This is a genomic window from Pseudomonas sp. B19125 (assembly GCF_044218855.1).
Taxonomy (GTDB): Bacteria; Pseudomonadota; Gammaproteobacteria; order Pseudomonadales; family Pseudomonadaceae; genus Aquipseudomonas; species Aquipseudomonas edaphica.
Genome location: NZ_CP162589.1, coordinates 3,943,984 through 3,969,889, shown reverse-complemented (window position 1 = coordinate 3,969,889; position 25,906 = coordinate 3,943,984). Strand labels below are relative to the sequence as shown.

At 61.6% G+C, this 25,906-nt stretch carries 25 protein-coding genes; 6 read left to right on the top strand and 19 right to left on the bottom strand.

The window, feature by feature from the left end; translation table 11 throughout:
- Window positions 1-18: 18 nt before the first annotated feature.
- The 3 genes from AB4P96_RS17950 to AB4P96_RS17940 are packed head-to-tail and all read right to left on the bottom strand — an operon-like array spanning window position 19 to window position 1,518.
- Window positions 19-612, bottom strand: a complete 594-nt coding sequence (locus AB4P96_RS17950; protein ID WP_017135465.1) for an FMN-dependent NADH-azoreductase — start codon at window positions 610-612, stop codon at window positions 19-21.
- A complete protein-coding gene (locus tag AB4P96_RS17945; RefSeq protein ID WP_138453358.1) occupies window positions 609-1,052 on the bottom strand; it encodes a GNAT family N-acetyltransferase in 444 nt (147 codons plus the stop codon). Before AB4P96_RS17945 ends, AB4P96_RS17950 begins: the two co-directional genes overlap by 4 nt.
- Window positions 1,042-1,518 (bottom strand): carboxymuconolactone decarboxylase family protein, encoded by a 477-nt coding sequence (locus AB4P96_RS17940; protein WP_099549884.1) that lies wholly within the window; start codon window positions 1,516-1,518, stop codon window positions 1,042-1,044. The genes AB4P96_RS17945 and AB4P96_RS17940 overlap by 11 nt, the downstream gene beginning before the upstream one ends.
- A gap of 133 nt (window positions 1,519-1,651) precedes the next feature.
- On the opposite strand from AB4P96_RS17940, the gene AB4P96_RS17935 reads away from it, so the two are divergent.
- Entirely contained in the window at window positions 1,652-3,019 is a 1,368-nt protein-coding gene (locus AB4P96_RS17935; protein WP_176992275.1) for a PLP-dependent aminotransferase family protein, read from the top strand.
- 107 nt (window positions 3,020-3,126) lie between these two features.
- On the opposite strand, the gene AB4P96_RS17930 is transcribed toward AB4P96_RS17935, so the two are convergent.
- From AB4P96_RS17930 to AB4P96_RS17905, 6 genes are all read right to left on the bottom strand, one after another.
- Window positions 3,127-4,215 carry a nucleoside hydrolase gene (locus AB4P96_RS17930; protein ID WP_017135469.1) on the bottom strand — a complete coding sequence of 363 codons (1,089 nt, stop codon included), beginning with the start codon at window positions 4,213-4,215 and terminating at the stop codon, window positions 3,127-3,129.
- A gap of 29 nt (window positions 4,216-4,244) precedes the next feature.
- Entirely contained in the window at window positions 4,245-5,555 is a 1,311-nt protein-coding gene (locus AB4P96_RS17925) for an MFS transporter (protein WP_017135470.1), read from the bottom strand.
- A gap of 278 nt (window positions 5,556-5,833) precedes the next feature.
- The gene (locus AB4P96_RS17920; protein WP_138454287.1) at window positions 5,834-6,466 is read right to left on the bottom strand and encodes an N-carbamoylsarcosine amidohydrolase; all 633 of its coding nucleotides are present in this window, start codon (window positions 6,464-6,466) and stop codon (window positions 5,834-5,836) included.
- Between the two features lie 171 nt (window positions 6,467-6,637).
- Window positions 6,638-7,390 (bottom strand): Asp/Glu racemase, encoded by a 753-nt coding sequence (locus tag AB4P96_RS17915; RefSeq protein ID WP_170038376.1) that lies wholly within the window; start codon window positions 7,388-7,390, stop codon window positions 6,638-6,640.
- Between the two features lie 10 nt (window positions 7,391-7,400).
- Complete coding sequence (locus AB4P96_RS17910) at window positions 7,401-8,201, bottom strand: alpha/beta fold hydrolase (protein ID WP_395599880.1); 801 nt, start codon at window positions 8,199-8,201, stop codon at window positions 7,401-7,403.
- Complete coding sequence (locus tag AB4P96_RS17905) at window positions 8,198-9,331, bottom strand: FAD-dependent monooxygenase (protein ID WP_017135474.1); 1,134 nt, start codon at window positions 9,329-9,331, stop codon at window positions 8,198-8,200. Before AB4P96_RS17905 ends, AB4P96_RS17910 begins: the two co-directional genes overlap by 4 nt.
- Before the next feature lie 307 nt (window positions 9,332-9,638).
- Between AB4P96_RS17905 and AB4P96_RS17900 the strand changes: the two genes are divergently transcribed.
- From AB4P96_RS17900 to AB4P96_RS17880, 5 genes are all read left to right on the top strand, one after another.
- On the top strand, window positions 9,639-10,691 hold the full coding sequence (locus AB4P96_RS17900; RefSeq protein ID WP_395599879.1) for a 2,5-dihydroxypyridine 5,6-dioxygenase: 1,053 nt from the start codon (window positions 9,639-9,641) through the stop codon (window positions 10,689-10,691).
- Window positions 10,692-10,880: 189 nt separating this feature from the next.
- Complete coding sequence (locus tag AB4P96_RS17895; protein ID WP_026013564.1) at window positions 10,881-11,315, top strand: MarR family winged helix-turn-helix transcriptional regulator; 435 nt, start codon at window positions 10,881-10,883, stop codon at window positions 11,313-11,315.
- A gap of 143 nt (window positions 11,316-11,458) precedes the next feature.
- Window positions 11,459-11,950 carry a (2Fe-2S)-binding protein gene (locus AB4P96_RS17890; RefSeq protein WP_017135477.1) on the top strand — a complete coding sequence of 164 codons (492 nt, stop codon included), beginning with the start codon at window positions 11,459-11,461 and terminating at the stop codon, window positions 11,948-11,950.
- Complete coding sequence (locus tag AB4P96_RS17885; protein ID WP_395599878.1) at window positions 11,947-15,468, top strand: molybdopterin cofactor-binding domain-containing protein; 3,522 nt, start codon at window positions 11,947-11,949, stop codon at window positions 15,466-15,468. The genes AB4P96_RS17890 and AB4P96_RS17885 overlap by 4 nt, the downstream gene beginning before the upstream one ends.
- A gap of 314 nt (window positions 15,469-15,782) precedes the next feature.
- A complete protein-coding gene (locus AB4P96_RS17880; RefSeq protein WP_017135479.1) occupies window positions 15,783-16,136 on the top strand; it encodes a hypothetical protein in 354 nt (117 codons plus the stop codon).
- A 145-nt stretch (window positions 16,137-16,281) separates the two neighbouring features.
- On the opposite strand, the gene AB4P96_RS17875 is transcribed toward AB4P96_RS17880, so the two are convergent.
- The 10 genes from AB4P96_RS17875 to AB4P96_RS17830 form a co-directional block, all read right to left on the bottom strand.
- Window positions 16,282-16,986: a YoaK family protein gene (locus tag AB4P96_RS17875; RefSeq protein WP_099549874.1), complete on the bottom strand. Its 705-nt coding sequence runs from the start codon at window positions 16,984-16,986 to the stop codon at window positions 16,282-16,284.
- Between the two features lie 69 nt (window positions 16,987-17,055).
- On the bottom strand, window positions 17,056-18,690 hold the full coding sequence (locus AB4P96_RS17870; RefSeq protein ID WP_395599877.1) for an ABC-F family ATP-binding cassette domain-containing protein: 1,635 nt from the start codon (window positions 18,688-18,690) through the stop codon (window positions 17,056-17,058).
- Window positions 18,691-18,823: 133 nt separating this feature from the next.
- Window positions 18,824-19,864 carry a DNA topoisomerase IB gene (locus AB4P96_RS17865; RefSeq protein WP_099549872.1) on the bottom strand — a complete coding sequence of 347 codons (1,041 nt, stop codon included), beginning with the start codon at window positions 19,862-19,864 and terminating at the stop codon, window positions 18,824-18,826.
- 74 nt (window positions 19,865-19,938) lie between these two features.
- Window positions 19,939-21,018, bottom strand: a complete 1,080-nt coding sequence (modC, locus tag AB4P96_RS17860) for a molybdenum ABC transporter ATP-binding protein (protein WP_236447506.1) — start codon at window positions 21,016-21,018, stop codon at window positions 19,939-19,941.
- 5 nt (window positions 21,019-21,023) lie between these two features.
- On the bottom strand, window positions 21,024-21,710 hold the full coding sequence (modB, locus tag AB4P96_RS17855) for a molybdate ABC transporter permease subunit (protein WP_178075651.1): 687 nt from the start codon (window positions 21,708-21,710) through the stop codon (window positions 21,024-21,026).
- On the bottom strand, window positions 21,707-22,480 hold the full coding sequence (gene modA / locus AB4P96_RS17850) for a molybdate ABC transporter substrate-binding protein (protein ID WP_099549869.1): 774 nt from the start codon (window positions 22,478-22,480) through the stop codon (window positions 21,707-21,709). Before modA ends, modB begins: the two co-directional genes overlap by 4 nt.
- 113 nt (window positions 22,481-22,593) lie before the next feature.
- Window positions 22,594-23,658: a nitronate monooxygenase family protein gene (locus tag AB4P96_RS17845; protein WP_236459011.1), complete on the bottom strand. Its 1,065-nt coding sequence runs from the start codon at window positions 23,656-23,658 to the stop codon at window positions 22,594-22,596.
- Window positions 23,659-23,938: 280 nt separating this feature from the next.
- Window positions 23,939-24,991: a bifunctional DNA-binding transcriptional regulator/O6-methylguanine-DNA methyltransferase Ada gene (ada, locus tag AB4P96_RS17840; RefSeq protein ID WP_395599876.1), complete on the bottom strand. Its 1,053-nt coding sequence runs from the start codon at window positions 24,989-24,991 to the stop codon at window positions 23,939-23,941.
- A 75-nt stretch (window positions 24,992-25,066) separates the two neighbouring features.
- Complete coding sequence (gene alkB, locus AB4P96_RS17835; RefSeq protein ID WP_395599875.1) at window positions 25,067-25,732, bottom strand: DNA oxidative demethylase AlkB; 666 nt, start codon at window positions 25,730-25,732, stop codon at window positions 25,067-25,069.
- A gap of 3 nt (window positions 25,733-25,735) precedes the next feature.
- Complete coding sequence (locus tag AB4P96_RS17830) at window positions 25,736-25,894, bottom strand: hypothetical protein (RefSeq protein ID WP_017135489.1); 159 nt, start codon at window positions 25,892-25,894, stop codon at window positions 25,736-25,738.
- Window positions 25,895-25,906 lie beyond the last annotated feature (12 nt).

Genomic DNA, 25,906 nt, shown 5'->3' with positions numbered 1-25,906 from the left:
ATTCTAGCGCCATTAATTTTATAGGCCAGTGCTGATTGCCGCCGATAGCTGCAGGTGTGCCTGTTCCACGGCCCGAGCGACCGCTTCTTCACCGCGCACCATGGCGCCCAGGTAGACGAAATCCACCGAGTGGATGCCCACCGTAGACAGGATGGTGGTCATGTAAGGCGTGAGAAAGTCCGGTTCATGCCCCTTGCGCGCATTGCCGCTGCTGACCAGCACGAAGGTGCGGCGGTCCTTGAGCAGGCCGACTTTTTCGAACTGCGCATTGATGGTAAAGCTGCGATGGATGCGCACCACATGGTCGATCCAGACCTTGAGCGCCGCCGGTACGGTGAAGTTGTGCACCGGCGTGCAGACGATTAACAGGTCGCAGGCTTCCAGTTCGACGATCAGCTGTTCCGACAACGCCGTGGCGCTGCCACTCAAGCCGCCAGGCGTAGTGAGTGCATTCGCGTATTCACGGGTCAGCGGCGCCAGCGCCTGGCTGCCGTAGTCGCGTTCGATGACCTCTGCGCCAGGCACCAGGTCGTTGAGCAAGGCACGGGCCAGCTTGAAGGTCTGCGCGGCCTTGCCGTGGGGGCTGAAGCTAAGGAGCAGGGCGCGGGTCATTGGCTCAGGTCCTGGGAAAAGTGCATGCCTCGCGGCAGCAGGCCTTGGCGGAAATAGAAACGCTGGGCCAGGGCCATATGCAGGCCGGTGTCCAGCACCAGGTAACGATAACCGCGTGCGCGGGTTTCTTCGCGGACGCGGTCGAGCAACTGCTCGCCCAGGCGTCGGCGCTGCAAGGTGGCGTCTACCACCAGGTCATCGACGTAGATGAACTTGCCGTACAGGGTGTTTTCCGTCAGGCGGTAGCCGGCCAGGCCAATGACTTTGCCGTGTTCGCGTGCGGCCAGCAGATGATAGCCGTTCTGGCGCTGGCGTTGAACCTGCGCGGCGAAACTGGCGGCGTCGGTCAGGTGCGGGCGCAGTTGCTGCATCACGGCAAAGCTTGCGAGGCAGTCGGTCTCGGTTTCCATCAGGGCGAACTCAATGGGCTCATTGCTCATCAAGGTTCTCCAGATGGGCCTTGATCGCCTCCGGTACTTTACGAAAACTGATGGCCACGCGGTTCAAGGCGTTCATCAAGGAAATGGCCAGGGTCAGGTCGGCGACTGCCTTCTCGTTGAACACCGCTGCCACGGCGGCGTAGTCGGCATCCGGCACGTGGGTTTGCGCCACCTGGGTGACCACTTCGGCCCAGGCCAGGGCGGCTTGTTCACGCACAGTGAACAACGGCAAGGCTTCACGCCAGGCGGCCAGCAGCATGATCTTTTCCAGGCTTGCGCCTTGCTTGAGCAGGCCGCGGGAATGGGAGTCCAGGCAATAGGCGCAGCCGTTGAGCTGCGAAACCCGCAGGTACACCAGTTCAATCAGTTCTTTCTCCAGGCCACAGCCATGCACATAGCTGTGCACGGTGCCCAGGGCCTTGTAACCAGCGGGGGCGGCGTTGCCGTAATCGAGACGGTGTTTCATGGGTGATCCTTGGGTTGCGTTAAGAGATGCGCCATTTTCGGTGGTGGCCGGGTTGCTCGACAGGGGCATGATTGGACAAGTGGGTTGGGACATGATCAGACTCCACCTTGTCGTCCTGCCGAGCCCCCTTGTGATGTCGTCATTGCCCAAATATCAGGAAATCTACCGCCGCTTCCGGCTGGCCATCGACCAGGGCCAACTCGGCCCCGGTGATCGGGTGCCGTCGGTGCGCAGCCTGGCGCTGGAACTCAAGATCGCCCGCGGGACCGTGGAGGCGGCTTACCAGTTGCTGGTCAGTGAGGGGTTTTTTGAGGCGCGTGGGCAGGCGGGCACCGTGATTGCGCGGACATTGCCGCAGGTGGCGATGAAGCCCCAGCCCGTCGCACCACCGCCGACATCGGCGCCGCCAGCCTTGCAAATGGGCCAGCCGGCGCTGGATGCCTTCCCGCGCAAGCTATGGGCACGGCTGGTCACCCAGCAAGTGCGCCGCACCGACGCCGACAGCCTGGCCATGGGCGATGTGCGCGGCGCCCAGGCGTTACGCGTGGCGATTGCCAGCTATCTCGCGTTGTACCGAGGCGTGGAGTGTACGCCCCAGCAGGTATTTATCTGTTCGGGGTATGCCGGCTCCCTGACGCTGTTGTGCGATGCACTGCAAATGGCCGGGCAACGTTGCTGGTACGAAGACCCGGGCTATGTGCATGCGCGGCAGTTATTGAGGCATCAAGGGGTTGAGCTGGTGCCGGTACCGGTCGACCGTGAAGGGCTGGATGTTGAGCAGGGCATCCAGCGTGATCGGCAAGCACGGCTGGCGATTGTGACGCCGGCCCACCAGAGCCCGCTGGGTGTGGCGTTGAGCCTGACGCGCCGCCAGGCCTTGCTGGCCTGGGCGCAGAAGCAGGGCAGTTGGGTGCTGGAGGATGATTACGACAGCGAGTTTCGCTACCAGGGCCAGCCATTGGCGGCGCTCAAGAGCCAGGATGTGCACGACCGAGTGATCCATGCCGGGAGCTTCAGCAAAATGCTGTTTCCGGGCTTGCGCCTGGGCTATCTGGTGGTGCCGGCAGCCTTGGTGGAGGTGTTTGGGCGCAGCGCCGAGGCCTTGCAGCAGCGCGGTGCGCAGTTGTTGCAACTGACCGCGGCGGATTTTCTCGAGCAGGGCCATTTCACCCGGCACTTGAAAAAGATGCGTCAGTTGTATGCGCTGCGAAGGGGCTTTTTGGTCGCCGCGTTACAGGCCCATTGCGCGGATTTTTTACGCGTGGATGAACAGGCCGGGGGGATTAACCTGTTGGCGCGGTTGCGGGTGCCTGTTCCGGATCAGGTAGTTGCCATGGCAGCCAATGAGGCGGGGTTGGCGGTTAACGCATTGTCAGCGTGGACCCTTGAGCCGGGAGGTGGGCAGGGGTTGTTGATGGGCTTTACCAATGTGGCGACGGCCGCACAGGCCAATGAACTGGCATTGAGGCTGCTGCAGATACTGCGGGCATGTCACCCGTAAAGTGTGGGAGCCGGCTTTTTTGGGGGCGCTTCGCACCCCAGCGCAAGCAAGCTTGCTCGCCACGGCAAGCCCGCCCACACATTTAGATCGTGTTCAGCTTTAAAACGTCAGGGTTTTACGGGTGTTGGCAAGGTTACAAGGTTGACGTAGCCATCCCAGAATTTTTGCTGGTCGACACCAAACACCACCTTGGCTTTTTGCGTGCCCACCGGCGCGCCTTTTTTGTAGCCCAGCGCCCGGCCGTAGTCGGCGCCAAACGTGGCGTCCACATCCACCCACAGGTCGCGAGACTCAGTGACAATCTCCGGGCTCACCAGAAACAGCGCCGGCAAGCTGTCCCAGGTAAAGCTGTGGTAGCTCGGGTCTTTGTCGAACAGCGGCCCGAACTCGTGCTTGTAGAGATCGGCAATCGCACCTTTGTGGGCTATCACGCGCTGGTACACCGACTTGTCGAAGGTGACTTTCTCACACACATCGTTGGGGAAAATCACGTGTTCGATGGGTGAGCGCAACACAATCTTCGCGGCCTCCGGGTCGAACCACCAGTTGAATTCCGCCGCCGGCGTGGTGTTGCCCGGAATCTCCAGGGCACCGCCCATGTACACGATGCGCTTGATCAGCGGCACGATATCCGGCGCCGAGCGAATCGCCAGGGCGATGTTGGTCAGCGGGCCGACGGCCAGAATGGTCACCTGGTGCGGGTTGGCCCGCACGCTTTGCACAATGAACTGCGCGGCGGTTTCACTGCGCAGCTGGGTGTGGGTGGCCAGGCCATCCGGTGGCGCGACCAGCTGCGCGGGTGAAGTCGGGCGCGGGTGTTTGAACGCGCCCGGCCAGCCCGAACCAAACAGGGCTTTTTCTGCCTCGTAGGTGGCGTAGTCATGCAGCAACGGGTAGGCGGCGCCGGAGTAGACGCCGACCTGTTTTTCCACGCCCATGCGCTCTACGGCCTTGAGGGCGTCGACCTGTTCCTGGTCGACCCAGGCATTGCCGCTGACCAGGGTCATGCCCAGCAGGTCGATGCGTTTTTGCGCGTGCAACTGCGCGAGCATGATAAAGGCCTGGCCGTCATCATTGAGCACGTTGAAGTCGGTGTCGAAGATGACTTTTTCAGGCGCGGTTTGCGCTGCCTGTGCCGTGCCGGCACACAGGCCGACGGCGACAAGCAACGCGCAGCTTTTAAGAAAACCTTGCATGGTGATTCATCCGCAAAAAATTGTTGTTATTAACGGTTCACCAGTTTCGCCGGCAAGGCGATGACCAGGAAGCTGCTGAGGATCAGGCAGCCGGCGAAAAACCACAAGGCACCCGCACTGCTGCCGGTGACGTCGATGGCAACTCCCATCAACGAGTTGCTCACTAAGCCTGCGATATTCGCCACCGAACAGGCCAGGGCAAAGCCGGTCGCCGCTGCGGTGCCTTTGAGGAAGGTTGCCGGCAGGCTGAAAAACACCGGCACGGCGCCGATGATCGCGGCTGAGGCAATGGCGAACAGCAACACGGTGGCGACCACGCTGTGGGTAAAGAACGTGCTGGTGGCCATGGCCGCCGCACCGATGAAGAACGGCACGATGATGTGCCAGCGGCGTTCGCGGTGTTTGTCGGAGCTGGCGCCGATCAGCAGCATGCCCAGCAGCGCCGCAACGCTGGGCAATGCAGTCAGCACGCCGATATGGAAGGTGTCGGTGACCCCGGCATTGCGGATGAAGGTCGGCATCCAGAACCCCATGGCATAGGCGCTGAGCAGGATCGAGAAGTCGATACCGCCGAGCATCCACACTTTGAGGTTGAAGAAGCCGTCACGGAAGCTGTGCTTGCTGCCGGTGGCGCCGGCTTCGTCCTTGCGCAGTTCGCTTTCCAGCAGGGCCTTTTCTTCGTCCGACAGCCATTTGGCCTGTTGGAAGGTGTTGGGCAGCGCCCAGAAAGTCAGCACGCCGAGCAATACGCTGGGCACCGCTTCGATCAGGAACAACCACTGCCAGCCACGCAGGCCGCCCATGTTGTCGAAGTGGCCCATGATCCAGCCCGACAGCGGGCCGCCGATGACGCTCGACAGCGGCAGGCCGATCATGAACAGCGCGATGATGCGCCCGCGTCGGTGCGTCGGGAACCAAGTGGTCAGGTAATACAAAACCCCCGGCAAAAAGCCGGCTTCGGCGGCGCCGAGCAGAAAGCGCAGGATGTAGAACTGGGTGGTGGAGGTGACCAGCATGGTGCAGGCCGAGAGCAGGCCCCAGGTGATCATGATGCGCGCGATCCAGATCTTCGCGCCCACTCGTTCAAGTACCAGGTTGCTGGGCACCTCAAAGATGATATAGCCGACGAAAAACAAGCCGGCACCGAGGCCGAACGCGGTTTCGCTGAAGTGTAACTGGTCGAGCATCTGCAACTTGGCGAAGCCGATGTTGATGCGGTCCAGGTAGGCGGCCAGGTAGCAGAAACACAGGAACGGAATCAGCTTCCAGGTGATCTTGTGGTAGAGCGTGGTAACGGGGTCGGCGACCGTGGTCGCGGGCGCTGCATTCGCAATGGGCATTGGGGTGTCTCCTGGCGGTGACTTATGGTTTTTATACAGCCGCTTTTTTCCAGCACTTCGGAGTGCTGTAAAAGCGACATCCAAAGGCAGTGTCAGAAGACTGAAAGCTGCACCGGCTTTTTAATGTGGGAGCTGGCTTGCCTGCGATAGCGGTGGATCAGCAACAATTATGCTGCATGACACTCCGTCATCGCAGGCAAGCCAGCTCCCACCGTTGGGCGGGGGCGGCTCACAGTTTTGTGCAAGACCGCGCTCTATGGCGCAGTTCTTCGTAACCTTTATTGCTCCCTGAACTTGCTCATCGCCTCCTGCTTGCTCACGACATCGCCATACTTGCTGTCGATGTCGAACAGGTTGGCTGCATGGGGCGCCGGGTGTCGGTCGCCGACGCATTCGCGCACGACAATGGTGCGAAACCCATGCTGCACCGCATCCACGGCCGTGGCGCGGATGCAGCCGCTGGTGGAACAGCCGGCCAGCACCACAGTGTCGATGCCCTGGGCGTGCAGCATCGGGGCCAGGCTGCTGCCGAAGAAGGCGCTGGCGTACTGTTTGGTGATCACCACTTCATCCGCCTGGGGCAATACCTCGAGGCAGAACGCTGCGAGCGGGTTGCCCTCGACCATGTCTTTCATCACCGGGGCTTTCTTAACCCAGATACCACCATCGGCGAAATGGCCGGGATGGTAGCGGATATTAGTGTGCACCACCGTAATTGCGTGCCGGCGAGCGGTGGCCAGCAATTCGACACTTTCAGCTACGGCCACCACTACTTCGGGGGCATACAGCGGCGCGCCTTCGGTGGTGTAACCCTGCATAAAGTCGATCATCAGCAGCGCAGATTTTTTGCCGAAGCCGATGCGATTGCCCCAGACGCCCTGGTAGTTGGCGTCGGCGGATTGGTTGTTCATCTTCTCAACCCCTCATTTTTGTGTGGCGAGCGAGCTTATGTGGCGAGCGAGCTTGCTCGCGCTGGAGTGCGCAGCGCTCCCGCTTTTTTGGGGCCGCTTCGCAGCCCAGCGCGAGCAAGCTCGCTCGCCACAACAAGCTCATTCGCCACATAAGCTCATTCACCACGAGTGTCAGTAAGCGCCGGACAGCAAGGCACCGGCACCGGGCACGATAGGTTCCAGGTCCAACGCCTTGAGCATCGCGTAGGTGGTGGCGATGGCGGCGGTGAGCACCGGTTTGCCGGTTTGCGCTTCAACCTTGGCCACCACCGGCAGCGACTGCATCTGCACGCAGGCAGAGAGCACGATCACGTCCACCCCTTCCAGGTTCATGCCGGCGACGATGCCCGGCAGGTTGGCCGGGTCGTGGCGCGCCACTTCGAGGTTGTCGGGGATCTCCAGGGCGCGCCAGTCCACCACGTCAAAGCCTTCTTCGCGGATGTAGTTCACCACCAGCTCGGTCAGTGGCTTCATGTACGGCGCGACGATGGCGATGCGCTTGGCACCCATCACTTTCAAGCCTTCGATCAAGGCGCCGGCGCTGGTGATCACCGGGGCGTTGGCGTCGTTATCGGCGGTGGCTTGACGCAGGCGCTGTTCGGAGTTGCGGTGATAACCCAGACCCATGGCCATGATCGCCACCAGGCAGGCATAACCCAGCACGTCGACCTTGGCGTCGGACAGCTCGATGGCGCAGCGGTCGGACTCGCCGTCCATGGCCGCCAGTTCTTCCTTGCGCACCTGCTTCATGCGCATGCGGCTGGAGTGAAAGGTAAAGCGTTCGGGGCGGATCGCCTGGCGCGCGTTAAGCATCGCCGGGATCTCGGTTTCCATGGTGGTGTTCGAACTCGGCACGATCTGGCCGATACGGTAAGGCTTGAGCATGGTGGTTCCCTTATTCTTGTGTGAGGAAGCCGTCGAGGGCGGCAAAAAAGCCTTCAAGGTCATCCCACGGAATCATGTGCCCGGCGTTCGGTACACGGGCGACCTGGATAGCGGGCTGCAGGTCCTGGATTTCGGCGATGTCTTCATCCAGGATCACGCCGCCGCGCCCGGCCACCATCAACAGGGCAGGGGCCTTGAGCTTGGGCAGGTGCTGGTGGAAGTCGACCGTGTGGAAGTCATCGAAAGCACGCACGATGGCGGGCTCATAACAGGTGTGCAGCCATTCGGCGCGCAGCTGCAGTTGCTCGACGGTCCAGGTGGCGCAGAAGGCGCGCATCGCGTCAGCGTCCATGCCGACCCGCGATTGGCGGATCGAGTCGACGTACCATGGCAGCTTGCTCGGGTATTCACGCCGGCCGGGGCCGGATACTGGCGGGTCGATCAGCACCACGCGGTTTACACCCTGGGGGTGCATGACCGCGCTGTGCACGGCAAACCGCGCGCCCATGGAATGGCCAACCAGGTCGTAGCTGTCCAGCCCAAGCGCATCGGCAAACGCGCCAATGTCCTCGGCGCAGGTGTCTGCGCTGTAGTCCAATTGCGGCCCTGTGGACGACAAGCCGCGCCCGCGCACATCCAGCACGTAAGTGTCGAACCGGGTGCCAAGGCGCTCAGCCACAAAACCCCAGGTAATCGCCGGGCTGGTGATGCCCGGGATCAAAATCAGCGCCGGGCCTTTGCCGCCGTAGCGCAGGTAGTGCTGGCGAATACCATTGGCTTGCACATTGGCGCCATACAGGAAGGTACTCACGCGGCCACCCCCGATTTCAGTTCCTGGGCGTACAGGTCATAACCGTAGACCCAGGCCGGGTCTTCCTGGGTGCGCAGCCAGGTGTTGGCATTGGACACCGCTTGTACGCGGGACGCACGTTCCTTGCGGTTGGCTTCGTAGAGCTGGAAGGCGGTGCGGTAGTCGCTGATACCGGTTTCCTGCAAGCAGCGGGTGAGCATGGCCGCGTCTTCGATGGCCATGCCGGCACCCTGGGCCATATGCGGTTTCATCGGGTGGCAGGCGTCACCCAGCAACACCAGGCGGCCACGGCTCCACAGCGGCAACGGGTTACGGTTGCGCAGCGGCCATTTGGTCACGCTTTCGGTGGACTCGATCAGCGCCTGCACGGTGGGGTGGTAGCCTTTGAAGGCGTCAAACATCTCTTCGCGGCTGCTGTCGACAAACGCGCCCTGGAAGTCCCATTCGGCATGGGGCACGCCGGTCACGTAGTAGTACTCGTCACGCTTGCCGGTGGTGTAGTAGACCATCATGTGGCGGTCCTCGGTCCACCACTTGATGCAGTCTTCGAACTTCAAGTCGTACTTGGCCAACTGGTCGCCACGGATCAGCGCACGGTGCGCGACCCAGCCGCTGTACAGCGGTTTTTCCACGCCGAGCAGCTCTTCACGGATCCTGGAGTTGATGCCGTCGGCGCCGATCACGATATCGGCGTAGGTCACTTCGCCGTCGGCAAAGGTCAGGCGCACTTGGGTATCGGTTTCTTCGAGGTTTTCCAGGCGCTTGTTGAAGTGCAGGGTGCCAGGTTTGAGGGTCGACATCTGCAGTGCATGCAAGTCGCCACGGTGCACGGTGATGTAGGAAGCGCCGTAGCCGGTGAGTGGAATACGCGAGAGGTAGTCACCGCTTTCGCCGCAACGGCTGAACCAGTGCTCGGGGTGCGAGCCCATCAGGTCCAGCTGTTTTTCGATGCCCATGCGGCGGAAGATTTTCATGATGTTAGGCCCCATGTGGATGCCTGCACCCAAGCGGGAAAACTCCGGTGCCTGTTCATAGATATCGACATCGAAACCGGCTTGCTGCAGCAGTGTGGCCGCCGCCGCGCCGCCCAGGCCGGCACCGACGATGGCGATTTTTTGTGTGCTTCCCATGGGGCGTGAACCTCTCTCTTTTTGATTTTTGGCGGCATCTGTCCGCAAGGTTTTTAAAGTGTATACGCTCATTTTTTGAAATGGGAAGCCTACGTTCATAATTTTATTTTTTGGCCGTATTTATCCTGTGTAACGGGTTTTTTCCTTTATCTGTAGTGTTTGTGTGGTTTGGTAACGTTTTGGTGTGCTACTTGCAGTTCGTCTTCAATTCGGGTCTTATCGGTATTAATTGGCGTATACACTATAAAAATGCACTGGAGTGAAGCGCGGTGCTTGAACTTGGTGCAGCCCCACAGGAGACAGGAAAATGCCGGTAAGCGATTGCGAACTGACCCAGATGTTTGAACACGTGTTGAAACTCTCGAAGGTCGACCCGACCCAGAGCGTCGCCGTGCTCAAGAGCCATTACTCGGACCCGCGCACTGTGCGTGCTGCGATGGACGCGGCGCAGCGCCTGGGGGCCAAGGTGTATGCGGTGGAACTGCCGTCGTTCAACCATCCCAAAGCGATGGGCAACGACATGACCGCCTACTGCGGCGACACCGCACTCACCGGCAATATCGCTGCCCAGCGCGCGTTGGAGGCCGCCGACCTGATCGTCGACACCATGATGCTGCTGCACTCGCCGGAGCAGGAGCAGATCCTCAAGACCGGCACGCGTATCCTGCTGGCGGTGGAACCGCCGGAAGTGCTGGCGCGCATGCTGCCCACCGAAGCCGACAAGGTGCGTGTGCTGGCGGCCGAGCAGTTGCTGAAGAAGGCGCGCTCGATCCACGTCAAATCCCGCGCAGGCAGTGATTTCCGTGCAGCGCTGGGCCAATACCCGTCGGTCACCGAGTACGGTTTTGCCGACGAGCCTGGGCGCTGGGACCACTGGCCGAGTGGTTTCCTGTTCTCCTGGCCCAACGAAGAAACCGCCGAAGGTGTGCTGGTGCTGGATATCGGTGACATCCTGCTGCCGTTCAAGACCTACACCCGCGAGAAGATCACCCTCGAGATCGAGAAGGGCTTTATCACCAAGATCCACGGCGGTTTCGAGGCCGAGTACCTGCGCGATTACATGAAGTATTTCAATGACCCGGAGGTGTATGGCATCTCTCATATCGGCTGGGGCTTGCAGCCAAAGGCGCAGTGGACGGCCATGGGCTTGCACGACAAAAACGATGGCATGTGCATGGATGCGCGGGCGTTCTACGGCAACTTCCTGTTCTCCACCGGGCCGAATACCGAAGTGGGCGGCACACGCAAGACGCCATGCCATATGGATATTCCGCTGCGTAATTGTGATGTGTACCTGAATGATGAGGCGGTGGTGATCGGCGGCGATGTCGTTGCACCGCAAGCCTCCCTGGCACGCTGAGTGTTCAAGTGTGGGAGCTGGCTTGCCTGCGATAGCGGTTTGGCAGGCACATCACGGCTGGCTGATCCGGCGCTATCGCAGGCAAGCCAGCTCCCACAGTTTGAGCGTGCTCCTTTAGTTTGAGGCTTGAGTCCGTTCACTATCCCCGCCATCATGCCCACCATCGCTAATCACCCACCGAGCCACGCCGTGCCTGATTCCTACGTTTTCTCTGAACAAGTTGGCCACCTGCTGCGCAAGGCCTACCAGCGCCACCTGGCGATTTTTCAGCAGAATGTCGGCGACTCACAACTCACCGCCGTGCAGTTCGTCACCCTGTGTGCGCTGCGCGATCACGGTGCAAGTTCCCTCACCGAACTGGTCAAGGCCACGGCCGTCGACCAGGCGACCATTCGCGGTATCGTCGAGCGGCTCAAGGCCAAGGCGCTGATTACCCTGGAACCAGACCCCCAGGACAAGCGCAAGGTGGTGGTTGACCTGTCGCCAGCCGGCGCCGAACTGGTCGCGCAAACCGCGCCGCGCGCCGCGCAGATCAGCGAGCTGACCATGAGCAACCTCAACCCCGCCGAGCGCGTGGCGGTGCTGTTTCTGCTGCGCAAGATGATCGACGACCCGCAGGAATAAACCGGCGCTGGCATCGTTTTTGCTCTGAGTTCATGTAGTAGTCACTTCACGTGCCAAGTGTGTCGCGAGGCCCCAACTCCGCGGCGCTTTTTTTTGGCTGTTTCGTGTAGTGATTGCTTCATCAACTGATACAGGCGAAGCGAATGATCAGCCCACCCATCACCGTTGCCCTCAAGGTCAACGGCCACATCCGCGAAGTCAGTGCGATGGCGGATACGCCGCTGCTGCTGGTGTTGCGCAATGACTTGCAGCTTAACGGCCCCAAGTACGGCTGCGGCCTGGGCGAGTGCGGTGCGTGCACCGTGATCATCGATGGTGTGGCGGCGCGCTCGTGCGTGTTTCCGCTGGCGGGTGCAACCGGGCGCGAGATTGTCACCCTTGAAGGGCTCGGCACACGCCAGGCGCCGCACCCCGTGCAGCAAGCCTTTATCGAGGAGCAGGCGGCACAATGCGGTTATTGCCTCAACGGCATGATCATGACTGCCAAGGCGTTGCTCGACCGCAACCCCAACCCCAGCGAAGCCCAGGTGCGCAATGAGTTGTCGGGCAACCTGTGCCGCTGCGGCACCCATATCGAAATCCTGCGCGCCGTACTGCGTGCAGCGCACCTCTTGAGCGTGGAAGGCCGACCATGACTGATATTTCCCGTGACCAATGGCTGGCCAAGTCGGGCGTCTTATTGATTGTCGATGATGTACTGCCACCTTCAGGCCCGGTGGCCAAGGGCGGCACACCGACCGTGAAACCCAAGGAACTGGGGTTGTTCATTGCGGTAAACGATGACGGCCTGGTGTATGCCTTTAACGGCCATGTGGACCTGGGCACCGGCATTCGCACGTCGCTGGCGCAGATTGTGGCCGAAGAGCTGGACCTGAGCATGGAGCAGGTCAAGATGGTTCTGGGCGATACCGAGCGTGCGCCCAACCAGGGTGCAACCATCGCCAGCGCGACCTTGCAGATTTCGGCGATCCCGCTGCGCAACGCGGCCGCCGAAGCACGGCGCTTTTTGCTCGCGCGCGCAGCGGGACGCTGGGGCGTGAGCACGGGCAGCCTCAAGGTTGAAGCCGGGGTTGTCCACGCTGCCGACGGGCGCACCACGACCTACGCAGAGTTGGTCAGCGGCCAACATGACCAGTTGCGCATCAGCGGTGACGCGCCGTTAAAACCTGTTGCGGATTACCGCCTGGTCGGCAAGGGCGCCGCGCGCGTGGATATTCCCGGCAAGGCGACCGGCGAGTTGACCTATGTGCACGACATGCGCGTGCCGGACATGCTCCATGGTCGCGTGGTACGCCCGCCGTATGCGGGGTTCGACTGCGGTGAGTTTGTCGGCAACAGTTTGTTGAGTGTGGATGAAGCATCCATCGCGCATATCCCCGGCATTGTCGCGGTGGTGGTGATTCGCGATTTTGTCGGTGTAGTGGCGATGCGCGAAGAACAGGCGATCAAGGCCGCCCACGAACTCCAGGTGCACTGGAAACCGTGGAACAACGCCTTGCCGGACATGAGCGATGTCGAGCAGGCCATCCGCGACAACCCACGGGTACGCCGCACGGTGCTCGATCAGGGCAACGTCGACGAAGCCTTGGCGGGCGCCAGCCAGCGCATGCCGCGCAGCTATTTGTGGCCGTACCAGATGCATGGTTCGATCGGGCCTTCGTGCGGCGTGGCGGACTATCAAGCAACCGGCAGCCGCGTGTGGTCGGGCAGCCAGAACCCGCACCTGCTGCGCGCAGACCTTGCGTGGTTGCTGGAATGCGACGAAGCGCTGATCGACGTGATCCGCATGGAAGCCGCCGGCTGTTACGGGCGCAACTGTGCGGACGATGTGTGCGCCGATGCCTTGCTGCTGTCGCGCGCGGTGGGCAAGCCGGTGCGCGTGCAACTGACCCGCGAACAGGAACACCTGTGGGAACCCAAGGGCACCGCGCAGTTGATGGATGTTGACGGCGGGCTCAATGCCGACGGCAGCATTGCCGCCTATGACTTTGAAACCAGCTACCCGTCCAACGGCGCGCCGACCCTGGCGCTGTTGCTCACCGGCCGGGTGGAGCCGGTGGCGGCGATGTTCGAGATGGGCGACCGCACCTCGATCCCGCCCTACGCCATCGATAATATGCGCGTGACCATCAACGACATGGCACCCATCGTGCGCGCCTCGTGGATGCGCGGCGTATCGGCGTTGCCCAACACCTTTGCGCATGAATCCTACATCGACGAACTCGCGTTTGCCGCGGGCGTCGACCCGGTGGAATACCGCCTGCGTTACCTCAAGGACGAGCGCGCCATCGAGCTGGTCAAATCCACCGCCGAACGTGCCAACTGGTCACCGCGCACGGCGCCGATGCAAACCGCCAACGAGGACCACCTGTTACGCGGTCGCGGTTTTGCCTATGCGCGCTATATCCACAGCAAATTCCCCGGTTTCGGCGCGGCGTGGGCGGCGTGGGTGGCGGACGTGGCGATCGACAAGCACACCGGTGATGTGTCGGTGACGCGGGTGGTGATCGGCCATGACTCGGGGATGATGATCAACCCGGCGGGCGTGCAGCATCAGATCCACGGCAATGTGATCCAGTCCACCAGCCGTGTGCTCAAGGAGCGGGTGACCTTTGAGGAGTCGACGGTGGCGAGCAAGGAGTGGGGCGGCTACCCGATCTTGACCTTCCCCGAAGTGCCCAGGATCGACGTGCTGATGATGCCGCGCCAGGACCAGCCGCCCATGGGCGCCGGCGAGTCGGCTTCGGTGCCGAGTGCGGCGGCGATTGCCAATGCGATCTATGACGCCACCGGCATTCGTTTTCGCGAGCTGCCGATAACGCCCGAACGGGTATTGGCGGCGCTGAATGCAGGCAGCCTTGGCGAACCTGCCAAGTCGCCGGAAAAACGCAGGAAGTGGTGGTTCGGTGCGCTGTTTGCCACCTTGGGCGCAGTGCTGGCCACCGCTTGGCCGTTTCACCCTGAAATCGCACCGATTGCGCCGCCCGGCGCGGGCACCTGGTCCAAGGCCACCCTGGAACGCGGGCGCTTGCTGGCGGCTGTCGGCGATTGCGCGGTGTGCCATACCGCGCCGGATGGCGCGACCAATGCCGGCGGCCTGGCGATGCAAACGCCGTTCGGCACGCTGTACAGCAGCAATATCACCCCGGACGTGAAAACCGGCATCGGCGCCTGGTCCTACCCGGCATTCGAGCGGGCGATGCGTGACGGCATTGGCCGTGACGGACGCAACCTGTACCCGGCGTTTCCCTACACGGCGTTTCGCAATATCAATGATGCCGACCTGCAGGCGTTGTATGCCTACCTGATGTCCCAGGCGCCGGTCAGCCAGGCGCCGACGCCGAATGCCATGCGCTTTCCGTTCAATATCCGACCATTGATGGCCGGCTGGAATGCACTGAATCTGCGGCGTGGTGAAATCACCCCGCAGCCTGAGCGCAGCGAGCAATGGAATCGCGGCAATTACTTGGTCAATGGCCTCGGGCACTGCGCCGCGTGCCACTCGCCGCGCAACCTGATGGGTGCGCAGAAGGGCGGCAAATCCTTTCTGGCCGGGGGCATGGTCGATGGCTGGGAGGCGCCCGCATTGACGGGCTTGTCCAAGGCACCGACGCCGTGGACCGAGGACCAGTTGTTCAACTACCTGAGCACTGGCTATTCCGATGCCCATGGCGTGGCGGCGGGCCCGATGGGGCCGGTGGTGAGTGAGTTGTCAAAGCTGCCCAAGGCCGATATTCGTGCGATGGCGGTGTACCTGGCGTCACTTAATGGCGAGGCCACTGCCGAGGTGCAAACGGTGGCGACGGCGCCGCTGCCCAACCCCAATGGCCGACGTGTATTCGAAGGCTCATGCAAAGCCTGTCATGCCGATGGCCTGGGGCCGAAGCTGTTCGGGGTGAGCCCGTCATTGGCGACCAATACCAATGTGTTCAGCGACCAGCCGGATAATTTGATCAAGGTGATTTTGCAAGGTATCAGCAGCCCGGCGACCCGGGACTTGGGGTATATGCCGGGCTTCAAGGACAGCCTGTCGAATGGCCAGGTGGCGGATCTGGTCGACTACCTGCGCGGGCAATTTGCGCCGAATGCGCCGGCGTGGAAAGGCCTGGAACAAAAGGTAGCGCACTTGCGCGCTAACCCCGGCACGCACTGACAGAACGCGGTTAAAACTGTGGGAGCTGGCTCTGCTGTTGCTGTTGATCTGGCCCTTGCATCCTTTTCGCCGGCGAAGTCAGCGGTCTTTTGATCTGCGTTTTTGATCTTGATCTGAAATCGTCCCCCCAAATCACTAAAAATAACCAGGCAAAAAAAAGCCCGCGGGAGAGCGGGCAGAAGGGATACTTCTTAAAAATGAGCCTGCCGACTATAGGTGCCAGGCGCCCCTTTTACAGTGAAACAAAATTCATGCACGCATCAGACAATCACCGGAGAGTGGTAGAGTCGCATTTTTTTCAAGGAAGCGATGGCATGCGAAAGCTGGTAATTGGCGCATTGACAGTGGCCGCACTGTCTGGCTGTGCGGGCTCGAAGATGAAGGACGCGCGCAGCGGCCAGCCCTACAAGACCCTTGCGTCGGACAAGGCCACATTGGTGGTTGCCCAATGCATCCAGTTCGGCTGGCAGGACGAGGCCGTGTTCGGCGTGGATGCCGGTGGTTTCAAAGAGCCGCTCGAAACAGGCGGTTTTACCGTCTACACCACGGGCGGTGACTACTTTGCCGATGTGCGCGTAGCCGGTGGCGGCTCCAGCGTCAAATACTATGCCGCCCAGGACACGATGCCGGCCAAGCGGCGGTTGGCCGCACTGGCCACCTGTCTGTAGGCTGTCTCCTTAGCATTTTTCGGAAATGCCCGGCGGGACAGCCGCCGGACATTGGCTTATTATTCCTCCCGCTCGCTCGACGCGATGGCTCTTTACCAGTACACGGACGTCGAGGCCTGATCGTCGAGCGGGCCTCGTTTCCTTCCTATCGCGGCATGTAGCCCAAGTGCCAGCGCCGGGGGATTTTCAGTGACACCAGCCCCAGCACGGCGGCCAATGCGCCACTCACCAGCAGCGCCTTGAGCCCGAGCTGGTGCTCCAGCACCGCGCCGATCACGGCGCCCACGAACATGCCGACCCACGGCACCAGTTGCACCCTCCAACCGTTACGCCGCTCCCCCAGTATCCAGCGCCCCAACCCGCGACCAAAACGTGAGAGCGCGCCGGTCACATAGGTCAGGCCCACCGGCAACCCGTTGACCTCTTCCACGGCCGCATTGAGCATGCCCATGGCCAGGATCGCCGCCAGCAGCGCCGGCAACGTATCGTCGAAGGGCCACAGCGCCGCGCCGCACAACAAGGCGGCGATGCACAGCAGCAAAGGCAGCGCATGCCGGCGGCTGAAGCGGCTGACCACCACCCCCAAGGCGTTGCCCAGCACAAATACCGCCACCAGCAACAGCAGGCGCCCGGTCAGGCCCAGGTCACCGGCGCTGATTGCCACCGCCAGGCGCGTGGTGTTGCCGCTCATGAATGAAACAAAATCCCCGCTGGCCATAAAGCCAATCGCATCGGTCATGCCCGCCAGCACCGACAGGCTGGCCACCAGCATCAATCCGACCCGCCCGCGCCAGCGTTGGCGATGGGCAAGCGCTGCATTGGCATAAAGCCTTTGGGACGAAGGCAACATAGGATCGGGCTCCGCGGTGAGATTATTCGGCCACTACCGTAGGACGCTTTGGCGGTGCATGCAATGACCTCAGGCACTTTCCAGTCGCCAGCCGGTGTGCTGCCAGATCAAGTGGTGGGTCGGCCGGATCGCGTTAATGAACGCCTCGTCATGGGACACCGCAACAATGGCCCCGCTAAACCCGCGCAGCGCCTGTTCAAAGGCCAGTACCGATTCCAGGTCCAGATGGTTGGTGGGCTCGTCCAGCAATAGCAGTTGCGCCGGGGCATCGCGCCACAAGGCGATCGCCATGGCGGCTTTCAAGCGTTCGCCACCGCTCAGTTGGCCGGTGGGTTGGGTGACGCGCAGGGCGTCCAGTTGCAACAAGGCCAGGCGCGTGCGCAGCTCGGCTTCGGCCAGGGGCGTGTCGAGCAGGTTGAGTTGTTCGACGATGGAGCGCTCATCCATCAGCAGCGCCAGGTGCTGATCGATATACGCGGCGGGTATCGACACCGTGCAGGCGCCGCTGACCGCTTGCCATTGGCCGGCCAGCAGCTTGAGCAGCGTGGACTTGCCGCAACCGTTTGGCCCACGCACGGCCACGCGTACCGGGCCGTTCAAGTTGAGCGTCAGGTAAGTGGCTGGCTGGTGTGGGTCGAGCCACGGCAGTTGGGCATTTTCCAGGGTGAGTACGTGGCGGCCGTTGGGCAAGGCCGAGCCGGGCAGGGCGAGCAACGTGGGGGTTTCATCGACGACACGCGCATAGGCTTGGCGCACCTGCCCATCCAGCTCATTTTTATAGGCGTGGTGAGCGCTGCGCACCGTGCTGACGATTTCCGTGGCGGCGCCTTTCCAGCGGGCTTTGGTAAAGCGATCAACGTTGGCGGTTTCGGCATGCTTGCGTGAGCGTGCGGCATTGCGTTGCAGGCTGTCGTGATCCTTTTGCAGGCGCTTGCGCTCGCGGCTGCGTTGCAGGCGAGCATGCTCAAGTGCCATGGCGGCAGCGTGTTGTTCGGTATCGCGCTGCTGGCGATAGGCAGCGTAATTGCCGCCATACACACGCATGCCAAGGGGCGACAGTTCGACGATACGCGCCAGGGTATTGAGCAGCTGTCGATCATGGCTGACCACCACCAAGCCGCCGCGCCAGTTGCTCAAAACCCGCAGCAGCCACTCGCGCCCATGGCTGTCGAGGTGGTTGGTGGGCTCATCCAGTACCAGCAGATCCGGCGCGGCCAATAGCGCACCGATTACGACAACCCTGGCCAGTTGGCCGCCACTCAGTTGAGTGGCTGGGGCTTCAAAACCGAGTGCGTGTAAACCCGCGTCATCAAGTGCGGCACGCAAGCGTTCGGCAAGGTCCCAGCGATCGTCAATCAGCTCAAGGTCACCGGCCCAGGCCTCGCCTCGGGCCATGCGCTCAAGCGCGGCCAATGCCTGGGCAGTACCGGTGATCTGCGCAAGGCTTGCTCCCGGTTGCAGCGTCAGGCTCTGTGCGACGTAGGCTACGCGGGCCTTGCCATCGAGCGTCCCGCAAGAGGGCGCAAGTACGCCGGCCAGCAAGCGCGCCAGGATACTTTTGCCGCGACCATTACGGCCGACAATCCCGGTGGGTGTGTAATCAATGGACAGGGTGAGGTCGTCCAGCAAGGTTTCGCCATTGGCGAACTGGAACGACACGTGTTGCAGGGAAACCAATACGGGCAGGCGTTTGACGTCAGTCATCAGCACCTCCAAAAAAATGTCGAACAGGCCAACAAGCGCGCCAGGCGGCTCGTTGCAAATACATTTCGGAAGGCTTAGTTGTTCACGTCGGCGCTCATCCCGTGAGTCAGAAGGGACCCGCAGGCTAACTCAGCTAGGCGTGCTTGGGCAAGTCGGCGGCCAATTGCTCCAGGAACATCGCCAGCGCGACTTCTTCGGCTTTAAGGCCTTTGCGCATCCGTGGCTTGGGCAGCTTGGACAGCTCGCCCAGGCTGAAATGCTCCAACACCGCCGGGTGGATATAGCATTTGCGGCACACTGCTGGCGTATTGCCCAACTGCTTGGCAACATCCTTGACCATCGCCACCACATGCCGCTTGGCATCGGATTCGGGCTGCCATTCCAATTCGCGCAACACCGCCAGGGCCATCGCCGTGCCGGCCCAGGTACGGTAGTCCTTGGCGGTAAAATCGGCGCCGGTGAGGCTGTGCAAATAGGCATTCACGTCGTGGGAACTGACGGTGTGGCGCTCGCCGTCTTCGTCCAGGTACTGAAACAGATTCTGGCCCGGGAGTTCAAGGCAACGCTTGACCACCGTGGCCAGGCGCCGGTCCTTGACGCTGACCTGGTGCTCGACGCCACTCTTGCCGCGAAACTGGAACTGGATTTCGCTGCCCTTGATGTCCACATGGCGGTTGCGCAGGGTGGTCAGCCCGTAGGATTTGTTGTCGCGGGCATATTGGGTGTTGCCGACGCGGATCAATGTGGCGTCCAGCAGCATCACCACGGTGGCCAGGACTTTTTCACGGGTGAACCCAGGCGCGGCGATTTGCGCTTCCAATTGTTTGCGTAATTTGGGCAAGGCCTTGCCGAACTCTTGCAGGCGCGAGTATTTATCGGTGTCGCGCACTTCGCGCCAGCGGCTGTGATAGCGGTACTGCTTGCGGCCCCGCGCATCACGGCCGGTGGCTTGCAGGTGGCCGCGCGGGTCGGCGCAGATCCACACGTCGGTGTAGGCCGGTGGTACGGCCAACGCATTCAGGCGCTTGATTTCATCGGCATCGGTGATGCGCTGGCCTTTGGGGTCGACATACTGAAACGTGCCGCGCAGTTTTTTACGGCGGATGCCGGGTTGGGTGTCGTCAACATAATGCAGGTCGCGGGGCAGGTCGGCAGGCAGCGCAGAGTCGGGCATGGTGCAAGTTCCTTGGCAACAGATCAGGCCGGTATACCTGATTGACCACAGGGTTTTGCGCGCGTGCCAAATACTTACGCCAGTACCGCCACCGCCTTGATTTGCGCCCACAACACCTGGCCCGGATGCAGGTGCAGTTGGTCGCGGGAAAATCGGGTAATCCTCGCCAGCAGTGGCGTACCGCCGGCATCCAGGCGCACCAGCACGTGGGCGCTGTTGTCCGCCGCTATTTCCTGGGTGACCGTCACCGGCAAGCGGTTGAGGATGCTGCTGGCTTCTTCGGCGTGCAGGCTGAGGCTGACGTCGCGTGCTTGCACCTTGACCCGCAACGGTTTGCCCAACGCCAGCGGTGCGTGAGCCACGCGCATTTGCAACGGGCTGTCGGGCAATTGCAGGGTGAGCAGTTGATAGTGTTCATCGTAGGCAATCACGCTGCCATTGATGACCACGCCGGCGTCATCGCCGAGCGCCATCGGCAAGTCCAGGCGAGCCAGGGTTTCGCCGATGGGGCCGCTGGCCAGCGCCTTGCCGTCGCTTAATAGCACGATGTGATCGGCCAGGCGCGCCACTTCATCCTGGGCATGGCTGACGTACAGCACCGGAATATCCAACTCATCGTGCAGGCGTTCGAGGTAGGGCAGGATCTCGCTTTTGCGCTTGCTGTCCAGGGCCGCGAGCGGCTCATCCATCAACAACAACTGCGGGCTGGTGAGCAATGCGCGGGCGATGCCGACGCGCTGGCGTTCGCCGCCGGACAAGTGCTGCGGGTGGCGTTCAAGCAAGTGGCCGATGCCCAGCAGTTCGGCGGCCTGGGCCATGTCCACACGGCGAAGCGGGCGGGCAATACGCTTGAGGCCGAACTCCAGGTTGGCACGCACCGACAGGTGGGGAAACAGACTCGCTTCCTGGAACACATACCCCAGTGCGCGCTTATGCGGCGGCACAAACACGCCGTTACGGCTGTCTTGCCAGACCTCTTCGTTGACCTGGATAAACCCGTCTTTAGCGCGCTCAAGCCCGGCGATACAGCGCAGGCATGTGGTCTTGCCGGAGCCGGAATGCCCGTACAGCGCGGTCACGCCACGGCCGGGCAGGTGCAGGTCCACGTCCAGGGCGAAGCCTGGGTACTTCACGTTCAGGCGTACATCAATCATGGCGGTCAGCTCCAGCCCATCTTGGTTTTACGGCTGGAATAGAGCGCCAGCAATACGAGAAAAGCGAACACCACCATGGAGCCGGCCAGCCAGTGCGCCTGGGCATATTCCATGGCTTCGACGTGGTCGTAGATCTGCACTGAGACCACGCGGGTTTTGTTGGGGATATTGCCGCCGATCATCAGCACCACGCCGAACTCACCGACGGTGTGGGCAAAGCCAAGAATCGAGGCGGTGATAAAGCCGGGGCGGGCCAGGGGCAGGATCACCGTGAAAAACGTGTCCCATGGGTTGGCACGCAGCGTCGCCGCCACTTCCAATGGGCGCGTGCCGATGGCGGAGAAGGCATTTTGCAACGGCTGCACCACAAACGGCATGGAATAGATCACCGAGCCGATCACCAGCCCGGCGAAGCTAAAGGTCAGGGTGCTCAGGCCCAGCCATTGGGTCAACTGGCCGAAGTAGCCGTTGGGACCCATGGTCAACAACAGGTAAAAGCCGATGACCGTCGGTGGCAACACCAACGGCAACGCGACAATCGCGCCTATGGGGCCGCGCCACCAGGAGTGGGTGCGCGACAGCCACAGGGCGATCGGAGTGCCGATGATCAGCAGGATCACAGTCGTCAGTGACGCCAGTTTAATGGTCAACCAGATGGCGGAAAAATCGGCACTCGACAGCGGCATATTCAGTTAGCCAGCTCGTAACCGTAGGACTTGATCACCGCAGCGGCTTTTGGCCCCTTGAGGTATTCAACCAAGGCTTTGGCGGCAGCGCTGTCCTTGCCTTTGTTGAGGATGACCGCGTCTTGTTTGATCGGGTCGTGCATGGCCGCCGGCACGATCCACGCCGAACCGCTGGTGACCTTGCCGTCCTTGTAGATCTGCGACAGCGCCACAAAGCCCAGCTCGGCGTTGCCGGTGGACACGAACTGATACGCCTGGGTGATGTTCTGGCCTTCGACCAGCTTGTCCTTGACCTTCTCGGTGAGGCCTTCTTTAGCCAGCACTTGAGTGGCCGCCAGGCCATAAGGCGCCGCTTTCGGGTTGGCGATGGACAGGTGTTTGAAGTCGTTTTTCTTCAGCACCTCGCCTTTGGCATCCACGTAACCTTCTTTGGCCGACCACAGCGCCAGGGTGCCGACCGCGTAAGTGAAGCGTGAACCTTTGACCGTGTCGCCTTCGGTTTCAAGTTTTTGCGGGGTGGTGTCATCGGCACTGAGGAACACTTCGAACGGCGCGCCATTCTTGATCTGGGTATAGAACTGGCCGGTAGCGCCGTAGGCGGCGACCAGTTTGTGGCCGGTGTCTTTTTCGAAATCGGCAGCAATCACCTGGATCGGCGCGGTGAAGTTGGCGGCGACAGCCACCTGGACTTCATCGGCGTGGGCTGAGCCAAAAGTAAAAGCGGCAATCAGGGTGGCCAGGGCAGTAGGGGCCAGGCGTGAGGCGCGGATCGTCATGAAGCAGCTCCTTGGGGGTTGTACGGCTTGTTATAGGTAGAAGGCTTTACCGCTATGTATGGGAATATATAGCGGTTGGCCATTGCCGGTACAGTGCAAAGTTGCCCCAAGTGTCAGTGGCGCTTGAGCTTGGCCAGCACCTGTTCGGCCAACTGGCGGGTCAAGTCATACGTAGAAATATCTCTACCCAGACGCAGCGCCTGGCCTGCCCACAGGTTGCTGAAGCCGGCTTCATCCTTGGCCTTGAGCGGCATCAAGGCGCCGCCGGCAGTGGGGAATGCGGGGGCAGACGGGTTGATCGCACCGAGTTCGCGCATCACCCGGTTGACGATGCCGCGCGCCGGGCGGCCGGTGAACAGGTTGGTCAGCGCGGTTTCGCTGGCCTGGGCATGGCGCAAGGCATAGTGGTGTGACCCGCTGACGTTGGCTTCGGGAGTAAACAGGTACGCAGTGCCGATTTGCACCGCCGAGGCACCCAGGGCCAATGCCGCGACGATGCCACGTGCATCGCCAACGCCGCCTGCGGCGATCACCGGCACCTTCACCGCGTCGACAATTTGTGGCACCAGCGCCATCAAGCCGATTTGGGTGTCGAGGTCGTCACTGAGGAAAATCCCTCGGTGCCCACCGGCTTCAATGCCCATCGCGATGATTGCATCGCAGCCATGCTGTTCGAGCCAAATGGCTTCTTCAACGGTGGTGGCCGAGGACAGCACCTTGGCGCCGGTGGCTTTTACCCGGTCGAGCAAGGCTTTTTCCGGTAGCCCAAAGTGAAAACTCACCACCTCGGGGCGAAATTCTTCGACGACTTTGCAGGCGGCTTCGTCGAACGGCGCACGGTTGGACACCGGTGTTGGTGCATCAAAATCAGCGCCCAGCTCGCGGTAGTAGGGCTCCAGCAACGTTTTCCAACGGTGGTCACGCGCGTTATCAGCTGCTGGCGGTTGATGGCAGAAGAAATTGACGTTGATCGGGCTCGCGCTGGCCTGGCGAATGGTGTTCAAGGCGTCGCGCAGTTGCTCGATGCTCAGCGCTGCGGCGGGCATCGAGCCCAAGGCGCCGGCTTGATTGGCGGCGATGACCATCGCTGTGGTGGTGGCGCCGGCCATCGGGGCCTGGATGATAGGCACGTCGATGCCCAGCAGGTCGAGAATTCGGGTGTCTGGCCAGGTGCTCATGGGATGCGTCTCCAGCGTGAATAAGACTTTGCGCTGTTTTAACAGGGCCATTGGCACCCGGCCAGTCTGTTTTATTCACTGGACGAGGGGGTAATTTCGTGCGCTGCCATGCGTCGATGGCGTGCCCCAACACCGCATGGATGCGCCCGGAGTTCGCGTTGTCGCCTGCGTGGCCTTGAAAAAACGCCTGGAACGCCGGGTACAGCGTGAGGCTGTCTTTGTGACTGACATTCGAAATGTATCAGGCTGACGATGTGGCGCTGGTGTGTATCGGTGTTCGCTAGCGTTTCACCGACTGTTCGCGCTCCAGCAGTTGCCGCTTGCGCTCTACGCCCCAGCGGTAGCCCGACAACGCGCCGTCACTGCGCACCACGCGGTGGCAGGGAATCGCCACCGCCAGGCTGTTGGCGCCACAGGCCTGGGCCACCGCGCGAAACGATTTGGGCGCGCCGATCTGCACAGCAATCTGCGCGTAGCTGGCGGTGCTGCCCACCGGGATGTCGCGCAGTGCCTGCCACACCCGTTCCTGAAAGGCGGTGCCGCGCAGGTCCAGGGGTAAATTCAACCCCAGGGCAGGGGCTTCGATAAAACCCACGACCTGGGCGATCAATTGTTCGAACTCATGATCTGCGCCGACCAGTTCGGCTTTGGGGAACTGGTCTTGCAAGTCGCGCAGTAAGGTGTCCGGGTCATCGCCCAATAAAATCGCACACACGCCGCGTTGGCTTTGCGCCACCAGAATCGCCCCAAGTGAACATTGGCCCACGGCAAACAAAATCGTGCTGTTGGTGCCGCCGGCTTTGTAGTCGCTGGGCTTCATGCCGAGCAGTCGGTTGGCTGATTCATAAAAGCGGCTGTTGGAATTAAAGCCCGCGTCATACAACGCATCGGTCACTGAATGCCCGCCCTTGAGGCCGTGGCGAACTTTGCGCGAACGCAGGGCACTGGCATATCCCTTGGGCGTCAGGCCGGTCACCGCTTTGAATATGCGATGAAAATGGAATGAACTCAGCCCGGCGCCACTGGCGAGTGCTTCCAGGCTGGGCGCGGTTTCGGCCTGCTCGATCTGCCGGCACGCCTCGGCCACCCGTTGGGCGTGGAGGGCCGCCAATTGAGTCTGGTCGCCGGCCGCTCGTTTGCTTGGGCGATAACCCGCCGCTTCAGCCTGGGCAGGGGTGTCGAAGAATTCGATGTTCTCCGGGCGTGGCAATCGCGAGGCGCTGCTGGGGCGGCAATACACGCCGGTGGTTTTAACGCCGTAGACAAACACGGCGTCAGCCTTGGCATCACGGGCGACGATGGCGGCCCAGCGGGGGTCTTGTTCGGTGGTCATGGCCTGCACTCTTGACGGATCACGGCCAGATTAACCGCGTTGCAGATGGCCGGCACTCTGAAGCTTGCGGTCAAATTAGCCAGCGGTGCGAAAGGTCAGGTTGATGCGCTGCGGGCCCATGACTGGATGCACGCCCTCTTTAATCGGCATCACCCCATGAAAACGCAAGCGATCAACGCCGCCCCAGACCACCACGTCGCCGTGGAACAGTGAAACTTTTTGAGTTTTGCTGCTGCGCTCATGGCCGCCAAACAGGAAGATCGCCGGCAGGCCCAGAGAGACTGAAACCACAGGGGCGCTATAGGCGCGTTCGTTTTTATCCTGATGCAGGGACATCTTGGCGCCCGGCACATAGCGGTTGATCAGGCAGGCATCCGGGGCAAATGCGCTGAAGCCAGCTTCGGCTGCGGCAAGCGTGGCCAGTTCACGCAACGTTTCGGGCATAGCCGGCCAGGGCTGCTGATTGCGGGGGTCAATCGGGCTGTAGCGGTAGCCGGTGCTGTCGGTGGTCCAACCCAATGTGCCGCAACTGCTGAGTGCGGCCGACATGGTGAAGCCGCCGGGTGTGACCATTTGTCGAAACGGCGATTGGGCCAACACCCGTCGCAGTTCAGGCAGCAGGCGTTCAATCCATGGCAGGGCGAAGCCCCTGAGTACGTAGGACTCTTCGCCAATCTGCTCGCGCCTCGCCGGTTGCTGCAAGGCATCCTCAGCGAACAGATCAGCCGTCGGGCCTGGCATGGGTTACAGGGCCTTGCTCACGGTGATGTCGGTGATTTCATCGGTGGCATCGTGGATTTTTGCCAGGGCTTCTTTGGCTTCTTCAACGCTTCCCGATTGCAGCAGGGCGAATTCAAAGCGACGTTCGCCATTGAGCTTGTACTTCATAACGTATTTAGTCACAGCGGTTTTCCT

Coding starts and splice junctions, on each gene's coding strand:
- AB4P96_RS17900 (WP_395599879.1), top strand. CDS start 9,639: ATGCCGGTAAGCGATTGCGAACTGACCCAGATGTTTGAACACGTGTTG.
- AB4P96_RS17885 (WP_395599878.1), top strand. CDS start 11,947: ATGACTGATATTTCCCGTGACCAATGGCTGGCCAAGTCGGGCGTCTTA.
- AB4P96_RS17915 (WP_170038376.1), bottom strand. CDS start 7,390: ATGCTCAAGCCTTACCGTATCGGCCAGATCGTGCCGAGTTCGAACACC.
- AB4P96_RS17935 (WP_176992275.1), top strand. CDS start 1,652: ATGTCGTCATTGCCCAAATATCAGGAAATCTACCGCCGCTTCCGGCTG.
- AB4P96_RS17865 (WP_099549872.1), bottom strand. CDS start 19,864: ATGCCCGACTCTGCGCTGCCTGCCGACCTGCCCCGCGACCTGCATTAT.
- AB4P96_RS17925 (WP_017135470.1), bottom strand. CDS start 5,555: ATGCCCATTGCGAATGCAGCGCCCGCGACCACGGTCGCCGACCCCGTT.
- AB4P96_RS17845 (WP_236459011.1), bottom strand. CDS start 23,658: ATGAGCACCTGGCCAGACACCCGAATTCTCGACCTGCTGGGCATCGAC.
- AB4P96_RS17870 (WP_395599877.1), bottom strand. CDS start 18,690: ATGACTGACGTCAAACGCCTGCCCGTATTGGTTTCCCTGCAACACGTG.
- AB4P96_RS17950 (WP_017135465.1), bottom strand. CDS start 612: ATGACCCGCGCCCTGCTCCTTAGCTTCAGCCCCCACGGCAAGGCCGCG.
- alkB (WP_395599875.1), bottom strand. CDS start 25,732: ATGCCAGGCCCGACGGCTGATCTGTTCGCTGAGGATGCCTTGCAGCAA.
- AB4P96_RS17920 (WP_138454287.1), bottom strand. CDS start 6,466: ATGAACAACCAATCCGCCGACGCCAACTACCAGGGCGTCTGGGGCAAT.
- AB4P96_RS17940 (WP_099549884.1), bottom strand. CDS start 1,518: ATGAAACACCGTCTCGATTACGGCAACGCCGCCCCCGCTGGTTACAAG.
- AB4P96_RS17945 (WP_138453358.1), bottom strand. CDS start 1,052: ATGAGCAATGAGCCCATTGAGTTCGCCCTGATGGAAACCGAGACCGAC.
- ada (WP_395599876.1), bottom strand. CDS start 24,991: ATGACCACCGAACAAGACCCCCGCTGGGCCGCCATCGTCGCCCGTGAT.
- AB4P96_RS17875 (WP_099549874.1), bottom strand. CDS start 16,986: ATGTTGCCTTCGTCCCAAAGGCTTTATGCCAATGCAGCGCTTGCCCAT.
- modA (WP_099549869.1), bottom strand. CDS start 22,480: ATGACGATCCGCGCCTCACGCCTGGCCCCTACTGCCCTGGCCACCCTG.
- modC (WP_236447506.1), bottom strand. CDS start 21,018: ATGATTGATGTACGCCTGAACGTGAAGTACCCAGGCTTCGCCCTGGAC.
- AB4P96_RS17880 (WP_017135479.1), top strand. CDS start 15,783: ATGCGAAAGCTGGTAATTGGCGCATTGACAGTGGCCGCACTGTCTGGC.
- AB4P96_RS17890 (WP_017135477.1), top strand. CDS start 11,459: ATGATCAGCCCACCCATCACCGTTGCCCTCAAGGTCAACGGCCACATC.
- AB4P96_RS17930 (WP_017135469.1), bottom strand. CDS start 4,215: ATGCAAGGTTTTCTTAAAAGCTGCGCGTTGCTTGTCGCCGTCGGCCTG.
- AB4P96_RS17905 (WP_017135474.1), bottom strand. CDS start 9,331: ATGGGAAGCACACAAAAAATCGCCATCGTCGGTGCCGGCCTGGGCGGC.